Below are 18,046 nucleotides of genomic sequence, written 5' to 3'. Positions count from 1 at the left end.
GGTGGCCGGGTCAGCCCGCCACGATCCTGCCCGTCACCTCGCCGAGCCCGACCCGTACGCCGTCCGGGCCGGGCGCCCAGGCCGTGAGGGTGACCTCGTCGCCGTCCTCGAGGAAGGTGCGCTTGCCGGAGGGGAGTTCGAGGGGCTGGGTGCCGTTCCAGGTGAGCTCGATCAGCGAGCCGCGCTGGTGCAGCTCGGGACCGCTGACCGTGCCCGAGCCGTACAGGTCACCGGTGCGCAGCGATGCGCCGCCGACCGTCATATGGGCGAGCATCTGCGCGGGCGACCAGTACATGCCGGAGTACGGGGGCTCGGAGATGACCTCGCCGTTGAGCTTGACCGTGATCCGCAGGTCGTAGCCGCCGGGCTCCTCCTCACCGGAGTCGTCGAGGTACGGCAGCACCGGAACATCGCGCGCCGGCAGCGGCGCACGGGCCGAGTCCAGGGCTTCCAGCGGGGTGATCCACGCGGAGACCGACGTGGCGAAGGACTTGGCGACATGCGGACCGAGCGGCACGTACTCCCAGGGCTGGATGTCGCGCGCCGACCAGTCGTTGAGCAGACAGAGACCGAAGACGTGATCGCGGAAGGAGGACAGCGGCACCGGCGAGCCCATCGCCGACGGGGCGCCGACCACGAAGCCCACCTCGGCCTCGATGTCCATCTTGGCCGAAGGGCCGAAGCCCGGCGCCGCGTCCGAGGGCGCCTTGCGCTGGCCGCTCGGCCGCACCACATCGGTGCCCGACACCACGACGGTGCCGGCCCGGCCGTGGTAACCCACCGGCAGATGCTTCCAGTTGGGCAGCAGCGCGTCCCCGTCCGGGCGGAACATCCGGCCCAGGTTGGTCGCGTGGTGCTCGCTCGCATAGAAGTCCACGTAGTCCGCGACCTCGAAGGGGAGGTGCAGCTCGACCGTGTCCAGCGGGTGCAGGAGCGGTTCCACGACCTCGCGGTGCGCGGGCACCGTCACCCACGCGGTCAGCGCCCTGCGCACATCCCGCCAGGTCTGCCGGCCCGCGGCGAGCAGCGGGTTCAGCGAAGGCTGGGCGAGCAGCGACGCATACGGCGAACCGAGCGCGTGCGCGGCCGCACCGGCGTCCAGGACACGGTCGCCGAGGCGTACGCCGACCCTGCGCAGCGGTTCACCGCTCGCGGTGGGCAGGGAGAAGACGCCATAGGGCAGGTTGTGCGGACCGAAGGGGTGGCCTTCGGGGAGATCGAGCGGGGTGGGCTCGGGCATGGGACGCTGCCTCGCTTTCCATGTGCAGGTTGGCCACACCGTACAAGTGCGGACCGGCCCCGCGGCAGTGTGTGCCCGGAGCCTCGGGGCCGCTACGCTCGGGGCCCTTGCGGCCGCTGGGGTCAAGGGCGTTCCCGTAAGCCAAAGTCCTTTTTTCCTTGGTTTGTTGGTATCTCCGTATCCTGGAGCCATGGCAAGACCATCCGCGTACGCCCTGATCGCCACCGACCTCGACGGCACCCTGCTGCGGCACGGCGACACCGTCTCCGCCCGCTCGCGCGCCGCGCTGAGCCGGGCGGCCGAGGCAGGCGCCCGGCACATCGTCGTCACGGGCCGGCCCGTGCCCCAGGTGCGCCATCTGCTGCTCGAGCTCGACTACCGGGGCCTCGCGGTCTGCGGCCAGGGCGCGCAGGTCTACGACGCAGCCGCCAACACCCTGGTCAGCTCGCTGACCATGAACCGCGATCTTGCCGATGTGGCCCTCGGCAAGATCGAGGCCGAGGTCGGCGAGGTCTTCGCGGCGGTGAACCAGGACGGCATGGAAGGCCTGATGCTCATGGAGCCGGGCTACGAGATGCCGCACCCCACGCTGCCCGCGGTCCGCGTGGCGAGCCGGGCCGCGCTGTGGTCGGACCCGATCAACAAGGTCCTGATGCGCCATGCCTCCCTCACCGACGACGAGCTCGCCGCCGCGGCCCGCAGCGCCGCGGAGGGCCTGGTCACGGTGACGATGGCCGGTCCCGGCACGGTCGAGCTGCAGCCGATGGGCGTCACCAAGGCGACCGGCCTCGCGCTGGCCGCCGAGCGGATGGGGATCGCGCCGCAGGCGGCGATCGCGTTCGGTGACATGCCCAACGACATCCCGATGTTCCGCTGGGCCGGCTACGGCGTGGCGATGGCGAACGCCCATGAGGAGCTCAAGGCCGTGGCCGACGAGATCACCTTCTCGAACGAGGAGGACGGCATCGCGGCCGTCCTGGAAAGACTCTTCGTCTGATCCGGCCCATGCGTGGTACCCGGAGAGCGGGCGATGCGGCGTACTCGGCAGAGGCGGTGAGACGTGACAGCGAGGGTCAAGGAGAGCTCAAGCCGAACGTTACCTGCCCTTTACTTCGGGCGTTTCGCCCCAACGCCCACAAGACCGCAGTCTGAGCGGCTTGCGACCGGGCAGGCGCTCGCTGTGATCGAAACGCGACCGGATACGCTGACTTGAGTGATGGCAGCGACACATCGACAAACCGTGTCATCGACCGTGTGAGTGCCGCATGACCGACCTTGTGTTCGTCAGCAGACAGGAGAACCCCTCGTGACCGTCGTCGGGCCGTTCGGGCTGAGCGTGCGGGACCAGGCCCTCGAAGCCGATGTCCAGGCCGGGTTGGCTGCTGTCGAGGAGGGTCTCCTCGAGGCCACCAAGAGCGAGGTCCCGTTCATCACGGAGGCCGCGCAGCATCTCGTACGGGCCGGCGGCAAGCGCTTCCGGCCGCTCCTGGTCATGCTGGCCGCCCAGTTCGGCGATCCGCACGCGCCGGGTGTCGTACCGTCCGCGGTCGTCGTCGAGCTGACGCATCTCGCGACGCTGTACCACGACGACGTGATGGACGAGGCGGACGTCCGCCGCGGCGTGCCCAGCGCCAACACCCGCTGGGGCAACTCCGTCGCGGTGCTCACCGGCGACTTCCTCTTCGCCCGCGCCTCGCACATCCTGGCCGACCTCGGCCCCGAGGCCGTCCGCATCCAGGCCGAGGCCTTCGAGCGCCTGGTCACCGGCCAGATCCTGGAGACCGCGGGCCCGCGCGACGGCCGCGACCCGGTGGACCACTACCTCGATGTGATCGCCGGCAAGACCGGTTCGCTGATCGCGGTCTCCGGCCGCTTCGGCGCGATGATGTCGGGCGCCGACGAGACGGTCGTGGACGTGCTCACGCAGTACGGCGAGCGCCTCGGCGTCGCCTTCCAGCTGGCCGACGACGTCCTGGACATCGCCTCGGACTCGCACGAGTCCGGCAAGACCCCCGGCACGGACCTGCGCGAGGGCATCCCCACGCTGCCGGTCCTGCATCTGCGCGCCCAGGCCGCCCAGTACGGCCGCCCCGACGACCTCGCCCTGTGCGAGCTGCTCGACGGCGACCTCACCGACGACGCCCGGCACGCCGAGGCGCTGGCCCGCCTGAGGGTGCACCCCGCCCTGGAGCAGGCCCGCCGCGACACCGTGCGCTATGCCGAGGACGCCCGCGCGGCCCTCGCCCCGCTGCCCGAGTGCGACGCCAAGGCCGCCCTCGTGGAGCTGTGTGACGCGGTCGTGCACCGGGCGGGCTGAGGCCCGGGACTCCCGCATGTGACGCAGGTCACTTCCCTGGATTGAGTCCAAGCCAGGAATTGTTCCGTACTCATGCCCAGAAGCTGACGCAGGGGGTGTCAGCCGGTATACGGGGAGATTTCCGGCCATGGGCAGTTCGAGTGGATTCACCAGCCGTCGTCCGATCCTCATCGCCTCCGCTGCCGCCGTCGCGGCCGCCGCACTGGCGGTCGCGGTCCTGCCGGCCGTCGCGGACGGCGGCCCCGACGGGGGCCAGGGCAAGGCGAGTTCGGCGCTGGGCGTCCAGCACGGCAAGGGCCACGGGGGCCAAGGGGGACACGGCGGCCAGGACAGCAGCAGCCCGGCCGTGACCACCACCGACGGCACCCTCCTCGCCGCGAGCCTGAACGGCGCCAACGAGGTGCCGAACAATGAGGGCAAGGCCGTCGGCGACAAGGACGGCGCGGCCCTGCAGTTCGTGAAGGTCAGCGGCGACAAGGTGTCCTTCGCCGTGAAGTGGCGCGGCACGGCCAAGCCGACCGCACTCCACCTCCACCAGGGCGCCAAGGGCGTCAACGGCGGCATCAAGGTCGACTTCACCGAGCTCCTCGCGCACGCGAAGGGCCACAGCGCCACCGGCACGGTCACCGTCAAGGACCAGGCGCTTCTCGGCGAACTCAAGGCGAACCCCGGCGGCTTCTACGCGAACCTGCACACCGCGGAGTTCCCGGGCGGCGCGGTCCGCGGCCAGCTGCACAAGGTCACCGACCCGTTCGACTTCCGCCGCGCGCTCGCCAACTTCCAGGCCGCGGTGGTCAAGGGCGAGCAGATCTACGAGTGCAAGGCGGGCCAGGACGGCAGCCTCTCGTTCCAGCAGCGTGATGTGCGCGCGGTGCTCGCGGGCCGGATCGACCACTCCTTCGTGGCGCCGAACTCCGGTACGCCGCAGTGGATCGCCCCCGACGGCAGCGCGGTCAAGGCGAAGCTGATCTCCAGGACCCCGAACGGGGAGACCAACATCCCCGAGCTGGCCCTCGACGCCGAGCAGACCGGCAAGCCCCACGGCCTGCTCGCGCACACGACGGAGATTCTGCGGCTGAACACGGTGGGCGGGGTGGCTCCGTCCGGCGCCTGCGAGCAGGGCGACATCGTGAGGGTCCCGTACAAGGCGGATTACGTCTTCGTGCAGGACTGATTCAGCCCCTGCGGCGTTTGAGCAGATCCGAACGAAGTTCGGATGCGGGGCCCGGGGCAGCGCCCCCGGTTTCGGGAAGGGGCGGGGTGGGGGAAAGGCGCCGCAGGCACCCCCACCCCCTACGGGTCGGAGCACTGGGCACCACCTCATGTCATCCCACAGCAGTACATGGAGTTGCATCCGGGGGCTGACGCTTCGGGGCAGGCGATTTGGTCGTATGGAGAGGCACAGAAGACGACGTGATCCGCCCGCCGCACCACGGAGGTAAGGCACCCATGGCACCCAACGCACCCTACGAACCGGCACCTGTACGCGACGAGGCCGATGACCTGCGCGACGGCCGGCGCAAGGCGGCGCGTTACATCGTGCCCATCGCCGTGGCCGGTGTCGCGGCGGCCACCATCGGCCTGGTGCCGGCGCTCGCGAGCTCCGGCGACCCCGATCTGCCGAAGATCAGCGCGCAGGAGCTCATCGAGAAGATCGCCGCGTCGGACACCGAGCAGCTCTCCGGCAACGTGAAGATCAGCACCGACCTGGGCCTGCCCTCCTTCGCCGGTCTCGCCGACCTCGGCGACCTGGCCGGCGGCGGCAAGGACGGCGGTGACGGCAAGGGCGCCACCGCCGATCCGCAGAGCAAGCTGCTCGAACTCGCCACCGGCACCCACCATCTGCAGGTCGCCGCCGACGGTCCGGACAAGCAGAAGGTCACGATCCTCGGCAAGGGCTCGGACTACAGCCTGATCCACAACGGGGACGATGTCTGGGCGTACGACAGCGGCACGAAGGAAGCCGTGCACACGAAGGGCGACGCGGGCGAGGGCCACGAGGCCGAGCCGACCGCCACCCCCAAGGAGCTGGCGGAGCAGGCGCTCAAGGCCGCGGACCCTACCACCAAGGTCACCGTGGACGGCACCTCGCGGATCGCGGGACAGGACGCGTACCAGCTGAAGCTGGAGCCCAAGCAGTCCGGCTCCACGATCAGCTCGATCACCATCGATGTGGACGCGGACACCTACGTACCGCTGAAGTTCGCGCTCAACTCCACCGACGGCGGCAAGCCCGTGGTCGACGCGGGCTTCACGAAGATCGACTTCTCGAAGCCGGACGCTTCGAACTTCGCGCTGCCGAAGGGCGCCAAGGTCACCGAGGGCGAGGACTTGGAGAAGCAGGCTCCGAAGGACCTGCCGAAGGACCTGCCCAAGGACGTGGAGAAGGACCTCAAGGACCTGGAGAAGGAGTTCGGCAAGGAAGGCATGCCGGCCGAGGGCGACCTGGGCGGCATGAACGTCATCGGCGAGGGCTGGTCCACCATCGCCACCTTCGACACCGGCGGCCAGGGCATGCCGGACGAGGGTGAGATGAAGGACATGCCGGCCGGTGTAGGCGGTCTGCTCGACTCCTTCGGCGACAAGGTCAGCGGTGAGTTCGGCGAAGGCACCGTTTTCAAGACCCGTCTGATCAACGTCCTCATGACGGACGACGGCAAGGTCTACGCGGGCGCGGTCACCAAGGACGCGCTGGTGAAGGCGGCGAACGAGGCGAAGTAGCGCCGGCAGAAGTTCGGTTGGGCCGGAGGGCGAGACGCCCTCCGGCCCTCGTGCGTCCGCACACTATGAACGCAATCACCGGACCCATGGAGCGGCGGCGATCCGCTTCCTAGCATCACAGCGCTCGGCGCGACGACGGCGTGCCACCGAGGTCAGGAGCGTTGTTTTGAGGACACCTTCGATACGGGCGAAACGACTGATACGGGCGACACCGGCGATACGACCTATACGGGGAGGACTGCGGCACGTCCTCGCGGCGGCCGCGGCGGCAGCGGGCCTCCTCGCGGGCACCCTGACCGCCGCGAGCCCGGCCCAGGCCGGCGCCCAGCGGTCGGACCAGGTCGCCTGCCCGGCGAGCATCGGCGACAAGGCGGCCTGTTACACCGGCCAGGACTCCAACGGCGCGTACTACGCGATCGCCGTCCCCAAGGACTGGAACGGCGACCTCGTCGTCCACGCCCACGGCGGCCCCGACCTGGGCGAGGCCTCCGACCCGGCCCGCAGTGTCGAGGACCTCGACCGCTGGTCGGTCATGGTCGACGAGGGATACGCCTGGGCCGGCTCCTCGTACCGCCGCGGCGGCTACGGCACGCGGATGGGCGCGATCGACACCGAGAACGTACGGCGGCAGTTCGCCGCCGAGTTCGGCGAGCCGGAGCGCACCTTCCTGCACGGGCAGTCCTGGGGCGGCAATATCGCGGCCAAGGCCCTGGAGATGTACGGGGACAGGCGCGGCCCCTACGACGCGGCGCTGCTCACCAACGGTGTGCTCGGCGGCGGCTCGCGCGGCTACGACTACCGGGTCGATCTGCGCGTGGTCTACCAGTACTACTGCGCCAACCTGCCCCGCCCGACCGAGCCGCAGTACCCCTTGTGGCAGGGCCTGCGCGCCGACTCGACGCTGACCACGACCGGGCTGCGCGCCCGCCTGCGCGAGTGCACGGGTTACGACCTGGCCCCTGCCGAGCGCACCGTGCTGCAGCAGCGCAACCTCGACGACATCCTCGCCGTGACGAAGATCCCCGAGCGCACCCTCGAATCACATCTGCGCTTCTCGGTGTTCACCTTCCGCGACATCGTGCACACCCGGCTCGGCGGCCGTAACCCCTTCACCAACAAGGGCGTCCGCTACTCCGGTTCGCACGACGACAGGGCGCTCAACGCCGGCGTCGAGCGCTTCGAGGCCGACCCCACCGCGCTGCGCGACCTCTCGTACGACAGCGACCTGACGGGGGACGTCGAGATCCCCGTCCTCACGCTGCACGCCATCGACGACCCGACGGCGTTCGTCGAGCACGAGTCGGCGTACCGGATGACGCTCGAAGAGGCCGGCCGCGATCACCTGCTCCTGCAGACCTTCACGCGCGAGAGCGAGCACAGCCAGCTCAGCAAGGCCGAGTACGCCAACTCCATGGCCCGGCTCGCGGCGTGGGCCGATACCGGCAAGCGGCCCTCGGCGCGGTCGGTCGCGGAGTCCTGCGCCGCGTTCGACGCCACGTACGGCACGGGCTGCTTCTACGACGCGGGCTTCCGGCCCGGCTCGTACGCCTCACGGGTCGAGGCCCGGCCGGACGGCGGCCGCGACTGGCCCGCGATGACCGCGGGCCAGGAGCGCCGCTGGAGCCGGATCGAGGGCGTCGGCATCGCGCCCTGATCCACCGAGTCGGAGGGGGACGCCGCCACCGGGCGGCGTGCGGTGACGACTTCACCGGAAGCCGTCACCGCACACCGTCACTGGACGCAGAACTCGTTCCCCTCCGGATCCGCCATCGTCACCCACTCACCGATCGGCTCCTTGATCCGGTACAGCTCCCGCGCCCCGAGCGCTTCGAGGCGCGCGACCTCCTCGTCACGGCGGCCCTCACCGGCATGTACGTCGAGATGGAGCCGGTTCTTGCCGGTCTTCTTCTCCGGTACGCGCTGGAACAGCAGCCGCCGCCCCAGACCGGTGCCCGTGTGCTCCTCGTACGGGTCGTCGGGATGCCGTACGGCCGCGTAGTCGCGGAAGGCCGGGCGGCCGTTCCACTCCGGGACCTCTTCGGCCTTCACCGCGCCGGCCGTGAGCAGCTGCCCGATCAGGGCGCTGTGGTCCTCCAGCTCGTAGCCGAGTGCGGCAGCCCAGAAGTCGGCCTGGCTGCGGGGTTCCTCGGCGTCGATGACGAGTTTCCAGTGCAGAGTCATGCCACCAGTACACCCGGGCTTGCGGACAACTGGCGTCCTCAAGGAAGGGTGAGGTGGATCAGGCGGCCGGCTCCCGCGGCGGCACGGGCGCCGTCGCCTGGGCCTGTACCGCAAGCCGCAGCGTCTCGGCCCGGTTCCTGCGCGCCGTACGCAGCGCGTCCCAGGTCAGCAGGGTCAGCGCCAGCCAGACGAGGGCGAAGCCGGCCCAGCGCTCCGGCGGCATGGCCTCGTGGAAGTACCAGACGCCGAGCAGGAACTGGAAGACCGGCGCCAGGTACTGCAGGAGCCCCAGCGTGGACAGTGGTACGCGGATCGCGGCGGCACCGAAGCAGACCAGGGGCAGCGCGGTGACCACACCGGTCGCGGCGAGCAGCGCCGCATGCCCGGCGCCGTGCGCGCCGAAGGCGGCGTCGCCGCGCGAGCCGAGCCACAGCAGATAGGCGAGCGCGGGCAGGAACTGCACCGCGGTCTCGGCGGCGAGCGACTCCAGGCCGCCGAGGTTGAGCTTCTTCTTGACCAGGCCGTACGTGGCGAACGAGAACGCGAGCGTCAGGGAGATCCACGGCGGCTGCCCGTACCCGATCGCGAGCACGAGCACGGCCGCGAGGCCGATGCCGACGGCGGCCCACTGGACGGGCCGCAGCCGCTCCTTGAGCAGGAGCACGCCCATCGCGATGGTGACGAGCGGGTTGATGAAGTAGCCGAGCGAGGCCTCGACGACCTGGCCGGAGTTCACGGCCCAGATGTAGACGCCCCAGTTCACGGTGATCACGGTGGCGGCGACGGTGATCAGGGCGAGCTTGCGGGGCTGGCGGAGCAGCTCCCCGGCCCAGGCCCAGCGACGCATCACGAGGAGCACGAGCCCCACGAGCACCAGGGACCACACCATCCGGTGCGCGAGGATCTCCACCGCGCCGGCCGGCTTGAGCAGCGGCCAGAACAGCGGCACGAGGCCCCACATCCCGTACGCGGCAAAGCCGTATATGAGCCCCGCTCGCCCTTCGCCCGACGGCTTCAAGGCCCCTCCTCGTCCTCGCACCTCGACCCATTCGAAGGTAGCGGCACAGGGGCCCGGCTGTCATGCCCGTATCGCTATACGGTCATGACAGCCGGGTCGGTGCGAGGAGAGTGCAGGTCAGGCGGCCAGCGCCTGCTTGACGGCATCCGCGATGGGGGTGGTCGGGCGGCCGATCAGCCGGGCCAGATCGCCGTTCTGCCGCGCGAGAAGACCGCGGGCGACGGCCGCGTCCACGTCCACCAGGATCTCGGCGAAGGCCTCCGGCAGGCCCGCCCCGGTGAGCACGGCCAGGTGCTGCTCGGCCGGCACGTTCGCGTACGCGATGGTCTTGCCGGTCCGGCGCGAGAGCTCGGCCGCGTACTCCTCGAAGCTCCAGGCCACATCGCCGCTCAGCTCGTACGTGGCGTTCTCGTGGCCCTCGCCGGTCAGGACGGCGGCGGCCGCGGCGGCGTAGTCGGCGCGCGCGGCGGAGGCGACCCGGCCGTCGCCCGCGCTCTGCAGGACGGCGCCGTGCTCCAGGACCGGGGCGAGGTTGGCGGTGTAGTTCTCGTGGTACCAGCCGTTGCGCAGGAAGGTGTACGGCAGGGCGGAGTCGAGGATCGCCTGCTCGGTGACCTTGTGCTCGGCGGCCAGCTTGAAGTCGGCCTCGGGTCCGCCGAGGACACCGGTGTACGCGAGGAGGGCCACGCCGGCGTCCTTCGCGGCGTCGATCACGGCCTGGTGCTGCGCCACCCGCTGGCCGACCTCGCTGCCGGAGATCAGAAGCACCCGGTCGCCCGCCCGGAAGGCGCCGGACAGCGTCTCGGGCTGCGAGTAGTCCCCGATCCGCAGCTCGACACCGCGCTCGGCGAGGCCGGCGGCCTTGTCCTTGTCGCGGACGACGGCGGCGACCTGGCTCGCGGGGACCTTGGTCAGCAGCTCGTCGATGACGAGGCGGCCGAGCTGTCCGGTGGCTCCGGTGACGACGATCATGGGGTGCTCCTCGGTGGGTCTGAGAGTTTTGTTCCGTCAGAGACTCTTGTTCTCGGTGATGACCCCACCGTAAGCTGGGCACTAACCAGAAGGAAGTACCCACTTTGAAGTAAGGTACTGGCATGAGCGTAAGTGCATGGGACCCGAGCATGAAGCCGGACGTCAATGACGCGATGTGCCCTTCGCGCGGCGTGCTCGAGCACGTCACGAGCCGCTGGGGCGTGCTGATCCTGATCGCGCTGCTCGAGCGCTCGTACCGGTTCAGCGAACTGCGCCGGCATGTCGGGGGAGTGAGCGAGAAGATGCTCGCCCAGACCCTGCAGAACCTGGAGCGGGACGGCTTCGTGCACCGCGACGCGAAGCCGGTGATCCCGCCGCGCGTGGACTACACGCTCACGGACCTGGGCCGGGAGGCCGCCGAGCGGGTCCGCGCCCTGGCGCTGTGGACCGAGAAGCGCACGCTGACCGTCCTGGAGAACCGCGAGGAGTACGACAAGGCCCGGTCCTGAGGCGCCTGAGGAAACGACGAGGCCCGGTTCCTGAGTCTCCTCAGGAACCGGGCCCCGTAAGGCAGTTGGACGCGTCGGTGCCTAGCCGACGACCGTCCAGGTGTCCTTGCCGGCGAGCAGCGCGGCCAGGTCGCCCTTGCCGTTCTGCTCGATGGCCTGGTCGAGCTGGTCGGACATGAGCGTGTCGTACACCGGGCGGTCCGTGGAGCGGAAGACGCCGATCGGGGTGTGGTGCAGGGTGTCCGGGTCGGCCAGGCGCGAGAGTGCGAAGGCCGTGGTGGGGGACGCGGAGTGCGCGTCGTGCACCAGGATCTGCGACTGGTTCTCCTCGGTGACGTCGACGACCTTGAGGTCACCGGTCAGCGAGTCCCGTACGACACCCTTGGCGCCGTCGATACCGAAGCGGATCGGCTGCCCGTGCTCCAGGCGGATCACGGCTTCCTCGGCCTGCTGCTTGTCCTTGAGCACCTCGAAGGCGCCGTCGTTGAAGATGTTGCAGTTCTGGTAGATCTCCACCAGCGCCGTGCCCGGGTGGGCGGCGGCCTGCCGCAGCACATCCGTGAGGTGCTTGCGGTCCGAGTCCACCGTCCGCGCCACGAACGACGCCTCCGCGCCGATCGCGAGCGACACCGGGTTGAAGGGCGCGTCGAGCGACCCCATCGGCGTCGACTTCGTGATCTTGCCGACCTCGGAGGTGGGCGAGTACTGGCCCTTGGTGAGCCCATAGATCCGGTTGTTGAACAGCAGGATCTTGAGGTTCACATTGCGGCGCAGCGCGTGGATCAGGTGGTTGCCGCCGATGGACAGAGCGTCGCCGTCACCGGTGACGACCCAGACGCTCAAGTCCCGCCGGGAGGTGGCGAGTCCGGTTGCGATCGCCGGCGCACGACCGTGGATGGAGTGCATCCCGTACGTGTTCATGTAGTACGGGAAGCGGCTGGAGCAGCCGATGCCGGAGACGAAGCAGATGTTCTCCTTGGCCAGGCCGAGCTCGGGCATGAAGCCCTGCACGGCGGCCAGGACCGCGTAGTCACCGCAGCCGGGGCACCAGCGCACTTCCTGATCGGACTTGAAGTCCTTCATGGACTGCTTCGCCTCGGCCTTCGGCACGAGGGAAAGCGCCTCGATCGTGCCCGAACCTTCCGTGATCGTCTCAGCCATCGATGGCCTCCTTGAGAGCCGTGGCGAGCTGCTCGGCCTTGAACGGCATGCCGTTGACCTGGTTGTACGAGATGGCGTCGACCAGGAACTTGGCCCGCAGAAGGGTCGCGAGCTGGCCGAGGTTCATCTCGGGCACCACTACCTTGTCGTAACGCCTCAGAACCTCGCCGAGATTCCGCGGGAACGGGTTGAGATGCCGCAGATGGGCCTGCGCCACGCTCTGCCCCGCGGTGCGAAGTCGCCGTACGGCAGCGGTGATCGGGCCGTACGTGGAACCCCAGCCGAGCACGAGCAGGCGGGCCTCGCCGGTCGGGTCGTCGACCTCGAGGTCGGGGACCTTGATGCCGTCGACCTTGGCCTGGCGGGTGCGGACCATGAAGTCGTGGTTGGCCGGGTCGTACGAGATGTTGCCCGTGCCGTCCTGCTTCTCGATGCCGCCGATGCGGTGCTCGAGACCGGGCGTGCCCGGGATCGCCCAGGGACGCGCGAGCGTCTCGGGGTCGCGCTTGTACGGCCAGAAGACCTCGCTGCCGTCGTCCAGGGTGTGGTTCGGGCCCTGGGCGAACTGGGTGCGCAGATCCGGGAGTTCGTCCTGGTCGGGGATCCGCCACGGCTCGGAGCCGTTGGCGAGATAGCCGTCGGAGAGCAGGAACACCGGGGTGCGGTATTCGAGGGCGATACGGGCCGCCTCGATCGCCGCGTCGAAGCAGTCGGCCGGGGTCTGCGGGGCGACGATCGGCACCGGCGCCTCGCCGTTGCGGCCGAACATCGCCTGCAGCAGGTCGGCCTGCTCGGTCTTGGTCGGCAGACCGGTGGAGGGGCCGCCGCGCTGGATGTCGACGATCAGGAGCGGCAGTTCGAGGCTCACCGCGAGGCCGATGGTCTCGGACTTCAGGGCCACACCCGGACCGGACGTGGTCGTCACCGCGAGCGAGCCGCCGAAGGCCGCGCCCAGCGCTGCGCCGATGCCGGCGATCTCGTCCTCGGCCTGGAAGGTCCGTACGCCGAAGTTCTTGTGCTTGGACAGCTCGTGCAGGATGTCGGAGGCCGGCGTGATCGGGTACGAGCCCAGGTACAGCGGGAGATCCGCCTGCTTGCCGGCCGCGACGAGGCCGTAACTCAGCGCCAGGTTCCCGGAGATGTTCCGGTACGTGCCCGTCGGGAACGCCTTCGCCGCCGGAAGCACCTCGTAGGAGACCGCGAAGTCCTCGGTGGTCTCACCGAAGTTCCAGCCCGCGCGGAACGCCGCCAGGTTGGCCTTCATGATCTCGGGCTTCTTGGCGAACTTCTGCTGGAGGAACTTCTCCGTGCCCTCAGTCGGACGGTGGTACATCCAGGACAGCAGGCCGAGCGCGAACATGTTCTTCGAGCGGCCCGCGTCCTTGCGCGAGAGGTCGAACTCCTTGAGCGCCTCGACGGTCAGGGTGGTCAGCGGCACGGGGTGCACGCTGTACCCGTCGAGCGAGCCGTCCTCCAGCGGGCTGGTCTCGTAACCGACCTTCTGCATCGCGCGCTTGGTGAACTCGTCGGTGTTCACGATGATCTCGGCGCCGCGCGGCACATCGGAGATGTTGGCCTTGAGCGCGGCGGGGTTCATCGCGACGAGCACGTTCGGGGCGTCGCCCGGCGTGAGGATGTCGTGGTCGGCGAAGTGCAGCTGGAAGCTGGAGACACCGGGGAGCGTGCCGGCAGGCGCGCGGATCTCGGCGGGGAAGTTCGGCAGCGTGGACAAGTCGTTGCCGAACGAGGCCGTCTCCGAGGTGAAGCGGTCACCCGTCAGCTGCATACCGTCGCCCGAGTCGCCCGCGAACCGGATGATCACCCGGTCCAGACGGCGGACCTCTTTCTCCACGGAGGGTTTGCGCTGCTCACTGACAACGTCACCGACCACGGAACCGCCCGCGGCGCTGTTCGCCTGCCCGGCTGGGCTACTGACCTGGCTGGTCACTGAACTGGACCTCCCTCGAGGCTGTGGCACGGAAGCGACCGGCCGACCGGTCCTTCCCAGGGCCACCCTACGTCGGTAAGGGTCGCCTTCCCTGGGGTGGTCAGATAGTGGACGGTCAAATGAGACAGCCGTGTGCCCGACTTTGCCCCTGTTTTGACCCCCATACGATCACCCCCCGGCCCTTCACTGATGACGCTCTCTGCTCGTTCTTTGGTTCTAGGTCTCCGGTCCCGCCTGGGAGTTCACCCTCGGTGCCCGCCGACCCCTCTCCCGTATCTGACAGAGTGTCAGGTCGCTAGGAATTGAGGTAGGTGAGCACGGCCAGAACGCGACGGTGATCCCCGTCACTAGGTGACAGGCCGAGCTTCAGGAAGATGTTGCTGACGTGCTTCTCGACTGCTCCGTCGCTCACCACCAGCTGCCTCGCGATCGCCGAGTTGGTACGGCCTTCGGCCATCAGCCCGAGTACCTCGCGCTCGCGTGGCGTAAGCCCGGCGAGCACATCCTGCTTGCGGCTGCGGCCAAGGAGCTGCGCGACGACTTCGGGGTCGAGGGCGGTGCCGCCCTGGGCGACCCTGACGACGGCGTCGACGAACTCCCGTACTTCCGCGACCCGGTCCTTGAGCAGATAGCCGACACCGCGGCTGGAACCCGCGATCAGTTCGGTGGCGTACTGCTCCTCCACGTACTGCGAAAGCACCAGGACCCCGAGGTCCGGGTGCTTTCCGCGCAGATGGACGGCCGCGCGCACGCCCTCGTCGGTGTGGGTCGGAGGCATCCGCACATCGGCGACGACCACGTCCGGCAGCGCATCCTGCGCGGCGAGTTCGCCGATGGTCTTGATCAGGGCCTCGCCGTCGCCGACGCCGGCCACGACGTCATGCCCGCGGTCGGTCAGCAACCGGGTCAGGCCCTCCCTGAGCAGCACTGAATCCTCGGCGATGACCACGCGCACTCTGTCCTCCACGATCCGTCCGTCCCCCCGGCCCTCAAGGCACCTGCTGATGCTTCCAGCATCCCAGGGTCTTCCAGCCCCTGCGGCGTTTGAGCAGATCCGAGCGAAGCCCGGATGCGGGGGTCCGGGGCACAGCCCCGGTTTCGGGAAGGGGCGGTAGGGGAGAAAGGCCCGCCGCAGGCGCCACCCACCCGCACCCGCACCCGCCAACGCACCGAACCCCGACCCCACACCGGGGCCGGGGCCGGAACGGGACTCAGCGCCGCCAGGGCAGCTCCGCCGTGATCGAGGTCGGCCCGCCCTTGGGGGAGTCCACCGCGAGCACACCGTCCACCGCGTCCAGCCGCTCGGCGAGCCCGCTGAGCCCGGAACCCTGGCCCAGCCCGGCCCCGCCGATCCCGTCGTCCATGACCTGCAGCATCAGCCGGTTCTCCGACTTCCAGACATCGACCGTGGCGCGCCGCGCCTGGGCGTGCTTGCTGACGTTCTGCAGCAGCTCGGAGACCGTGTAGTACGCGATGCCCTCGATGGCCGCCGCCGGGCGGTACGGCAGATCGACCTCGACCTGCACCGGCACCGTGCACCGCGCGGCCAGCGAGGACAGCGCGGCGTCGAGCCCGCGGTCGGTGAGCACCGCGGGGTGGATACCGCGGGCCAGATCGCGCAGCTCCTGCAGCGCGGTCTTCACCTCGCCGTGCGCCGAGTCGACCATCCGCGCGGCGGCCTCGGGGTCCTCCCGCAGCTTCTCCTTGGCCAGACCGAGGTCCATCGCCAGGTTCACCAGACGGGCCTGGGCGCCGTCGTGCAGATCGCGCTCGATCCGCCGCAGATCGGCCGCCGCCGTGTCCACGACCACACCGCGGTCCGACTCCAGCTCCACGACGCGGGTCACCAGCCGGGACGGGCCGAGCAGACCGAGCACCATCAGCCGGTCCACGCTGGTCAGAGCACGGATCACCCAGGGCGTCACCAGCACGACGAGCAGACCGATCAGGCAGGTGACGAGGATCTCGAAGGGGCTGTCCAGATAGAACTGGTGGGTCTCGTCGCCGTACAGCTGGATGCCGTCCTGCCCGGTGTACATCGGGAAGACCCACTGCCACAGCGGATACGTGAACAGACCCCAGCCGGTCGTCCAGAACGTCACCGCCACGGTGAAGGCGAACGTCGCCCACGGGAAGTGAAGCAGCGCGTACAGGACATGCCGCCAGGAGGCGCCGCTCTTGAGCACCGCGCCCATCCACGACAGCGCGCCCTGCTTCTTCTGCCGCAGCGGCTCGGGGCTCTCCACATCGAGGTGCAGCAGCCCGCGGGCCCGCGCCCGTTCGACGGCGCCGAGCCCGCGCAGTCCGACGAGGCCGGCCGCGAGCACCGGAATGCCGAGGAAGGTGATGAGCAGACCGGCGCCGATCGAGATCATCGCCACGGCGTACGTGAAGGTGAAGACGGAGATCGGCAGGCTGAGCAGCAGATAGCCGAACTCGCGCCAGGTGCGTGCCTCGACCGGTGCGCGCAGTGCGGGCGGAAGGAGAGGGCGCCGCGCGGGCTCGCGACGGTCCGGGGCGTCCCGGTCGTCCTCGCTCGCGAACTGGGACCAGGTCCGGTGTCCGTATTCGGTCGCCATCTGCGTCGTCCGTTCTGCTAGGTGCGGGTCTGCTGTCCGTGGCGCTGCTTGCGGCTTTGCGACTCTTCAACCTTCGCGCCCGGAGACCCCGGAAACCATGCGGCCCGTCTCCGTTTCCGACCGGGGGTTTTCCCTACCTCAAGCCGGGGGCCCGGCCCTTGGAAGGGCCGGGCCCCCGGCTGCGCGGCACTGCTCCGCCCCTACGCGCGGTCCCGCCAGGGCAGCTCCGCCGTCACCGTCGTGGGCCCGCCCTCGGGCGAATCCACCACGAAAAGACCGTCCACGGCACCGAGCCGCTCGGTGAGCCCGGCAAGACCCGAGCCGCCGTCGAGGTTCGCGCCCCCGCGTCCGTCGTCGCCGACCTGGACCAGGAGACGGGTGTCCGAGCGCCACACATCGACCGTCGCCGTACTGGCCCCGCTGTGCTTGCTGACGTTCTGCAGCAGCTCGGAGACGGTGAAGTACGCGATGCCCTCGACCGCTGCCGCCGGGCGCTCGGCCAGATCCACCGTGACCTTCACGGGCACCGTGCACCGCGAGGCCACCGAGGACAGCGCGGCGTCGAGCCCGCGGTCGGTGAGCACCGCGGGGTGGATACCGCGGGCCAGATCGCGCAGCTCCTGCAGCGCGAGCTTCACCTCGCCGTGGGCCTCCTCGACCATCTCGGCCACCATGTCGTCGTTCTGGCCTTCGAGCAGCTTCTCCTTGGCCAGACCGAGCCCCATCGCCAGGTTCACCAGACGGGCCTGGGCGCCGTCGTGCAGATCGCGTTCGATCCGGCGCAGATCGGCCGCCGCCGTGTCGACGACGACCCCGCGGTCCGACTCCAGCTCGGCGATCCGCCGCTCCAACTCGTCGGAGGGAGAAAGGAGTCCGCGCACCATCGCCCGGTCCGCGTTGGTCAGCCCGCGCGCGAGGAACGGCAGCACCGGCCACAGCACGAACAGCGACACAAGGGTCAGTGCGAAGGTGAAGACCCCCCAGGGCAGCCGTATGAACGAGTACAGCATCGTGCGCCAGCCCACCGGGTCCTTCAGCCCGTTCCACACCCGGGCGATCAGACCGTCACCGCGGCGCGGCAGCGGGCTCGGCTCGTCGATCCGCACGCCGAGCAGCCGCCGGGCCCGGCCGCGCTCCCAGCGCCCGAGCAGCCGGGCGCCGCCCAGGCCGAGCGCGAGCACCGGCAGGCCGATCACCGTGACGGACAGCATGCCGCCGGTGAACAGCACGGTCACCACATACACGAAGCCGATCAGTGCGACCGGGAAGTTGATCAGTAGATGGGCGATCTCCTTCCAGGTCTGCCCGTCCAAGGCGAAACGCGCGGGCGGCAGCCGGTCGGTGCCCTGCTGTACGGCGGTACGTGTGGTCATGCCGCCAAGCGTGCCGGTTCGCGGGCG

Annotated in this window: 15 protein-coding genes; 6 read left to right on the top strand and 9 right to left on the bottom strand. The window is 69.9% G+C overall.

Going from position 1 to position 18,046, the window contains the following annotated elements; all coding sequences use genetic code 11:
- Positions 1-10: 10 nt before the first annotated feature.
- Positions 11-1,240 (bottom strand): fumarylacetoacetase, encoded by a 1,230-nt coding sequence (fahA, locus tag H9Y04_RS39320; protein WP_187819029.1) that lies wholly within the window; start codon positions 1,238-1,240, stop codon positions 11-13.
- 190 nt (positions 1,241-1,430) lie between these two features.
- Between fahA and H9Y04_RS39315 the strand changes: the two genes are divergently transcribed.
- The 5 genes from H9Y04_RS39315 to H9Y04_RS39295 all read left to right on the top strand — a co-directional run bounded on the left by H9Y04_RS39315 (position 1,431) and on the right by H9Y04_RS39295 (position 7,932).
- On the top strand, positions 1,431-2,237 hold the full coding sequence (locus H9Y04_RS39315) for an HAD family hydrolase (RefSeq protein WP_187819028.1): 807 nt from the start codon (positions 1,431-1,433) through the stop codon (positions 2,235-2,237).
- A gap of 309 nt (positions 2,238-2,546) precedes the next feature.
- Entirely contained in the window at positions 2,547-3,557 is a 1,011-nt protein-coding gene (locus H9Y04_RS39310; protein ID WP_187819027.1) for a polyprenyl synthetase family protein, read from the top strand.
- 127 nt (positions 3,558-3,684) lie between these two features.
- Positions 3,685-4,731 (top strand): CHRD domain-containing protein, encoded by a 1,047-nt coding sequence (locus H9Y04_RS39305; RefSeq protein WP_187819026.1) that lies wholly within the window; start codon positions 3,685-3,687, stop codon positions 4,729-4,731.
- Between the two features lie 275 nt (positions 4,732-5,006).
- The gene (locus H9Y04_RS39300; protein WP_236072007.1) at positions 5,007-6,278 is read left to right on the top strand and encodes a LolA family protein; all 1,272 of its coding nucleotides are present in this window, start codon (positions 5,007-5,009) and stop codon (positions 6,276-6,278) included.
- A 166-nt stretch (positions 6,279-6,444) separates the two neighbouring features.
- Complete coding sequence (locus tag H9Y04_RS39295; protein WP_438818207.1) at positions 6,445-7,932, top strand: alpha/beta hydrolase family protein; 1,488 nt, start codon at positions 6,445-6,447, stop codon at positions 7,930-7,932.
- A gap of 77 nt (positions 7,933-8,009) precedes the next feature.
- On the opposite strand, the gene H9Y04_RS39290 is transcribed toward H9Y04_RS39295, so the two are convergent.
- The 3 genes from H9Y04_RS39290 to H9Y04_RS39280 form a co-directional block, all read right to left on the bottom strand.
- Positions 8,010-8,459 (bottom strand): VOC family protein, encoded by a 450-nt coding sequence (locus H9Y04_RS39290; protein WP_187819025.1) that lies wholly within the window; start codon positions 8,457-8,459, stop codon positions 8,010-8,012.
- Positions 8,460-8,517: 58 nt separating this feature from the next.
- On the bottom strand, positions 8,518-9,420 hold the full coding sequence (gene rarD / locus H9Y04_RS39285) for an EamA family transporter RarD (RefSeq protein ID WP_187819124.1): 903 nt from the start codon (positions 9,418-9,420) through the stop codon (positions 8,518-8,520).
- A gap of 174 nt (positions 9,421-9,594) precedes the next feature.
- Positions 9,595-10,449 (bottom strand): SDR family oxidoreductase, encoded by an 855-nt coding sequence (locus tag H9Y04_RS39280; RefSeq protein ID WP_187819024.1) that lies wholly within the window; start codon positions 10,447-10,449, stop codon positions 9,595-9,597.
- Between the two features lie 122 nt (positions 10,450-10,571).
- Between H9Y04_RS39280 and H9Y04_RS39275 the strand changes: the two genes are divergently transcribed.
- Entirely contained in the window at positions 10,572-10,958 is a 387-nt protein-coding gene (locus H9Y04_RS39275) for a winged helix-turn-helix transcriptional regulator (RefSeq protein WP_187819023.1), read from the top strand.
- Between the two features lie 81 nt (positions 10,959-11,039).
- Here H9Y04_RS39275 and H9Y04_RS39270 read toward each other — a convergent pair whose 3' ends face one another.
- From H9Y04_RS39270 to H9Y04_RS39250, 5 genes are all read right to left on the bottom strand, one after another.
- Positions 11,040-12,119 carry a 2-oxoacid:ferredoxin oxidoreductase subunit beta gene (locus H9Y04_RS39270; RefSeq protein WP_187819022.1) on the bottom strand — a complete coding sequence of 360 codons (1,080 nt, stop codon included), beginning with the start codon at positions 12,117-12,119 and terminating at the stop codon, positions 11,040-11,042.
- Entirely contained in the window at positions 12,112-14,067 is a 1,956-nt protein-coding gene (locus H9Y04_RS39265) for a 2-oxoacid:acceptor oxidoreductase subunit alpha (protein WP_187819021.1), read from the bottom strand. Before H9Y04_RS39265 ends, H9Y04_RS39270 begins: the two co-directional genes overlap by 8 nt.
- A 295-nt stretch (positions 14,068-14,362) precedes the next feature.
- Entirely contained in the window at positions 14,363-15,022 is a 660-nt protein-coding gene (locus H9Y04_RS39260; protein WP_308801821.1) for a LuxR C-terminal-related transcriptional regulator, read from the bottom strand.
- A 256-nt stretch (positions 15,023-15,278) separates the two neighbouring features.
- A complete protein-coding gene (locus H9Y04_RS39255; RefSeq protein WP_187819019.1) occupies positions 15,279-16,646 on the bottom strand; it encodes a sensor histidine kinase in 1,368 nt (455 codons plus the stop codon).
- A 200-nt stretch (positions 16,647-16,846) separates the two neighbouring features.
- On the bottom strand, positions 16,847-18,019 hold the full coding sequence (locus tag H9Y04_RS39250; protein WP_187819018.1) for a sensor histidine kinase: 1,173 nt from the start codon (positions 18,017-18,019) through the stop codon (positions 16,847-16,849).
- Positions 18,020-18,046 lie beyond the last annotated feature (27 nt).

The organism is Streptomyces polyasparticus (genome assembly GCF_014493765.1).
Lineage (GTDB): Bacteria > Actinomycetota > Actinomycetes > Streptomycetales > Streptomycetaceae > Streptomyces > Streptomyces polyasparticus.
The sequence above is the reverse complement of the archived record's forward strand: the minus strand, read 5'-3'. Positions and strand labels throughout refer to the sequence as shown.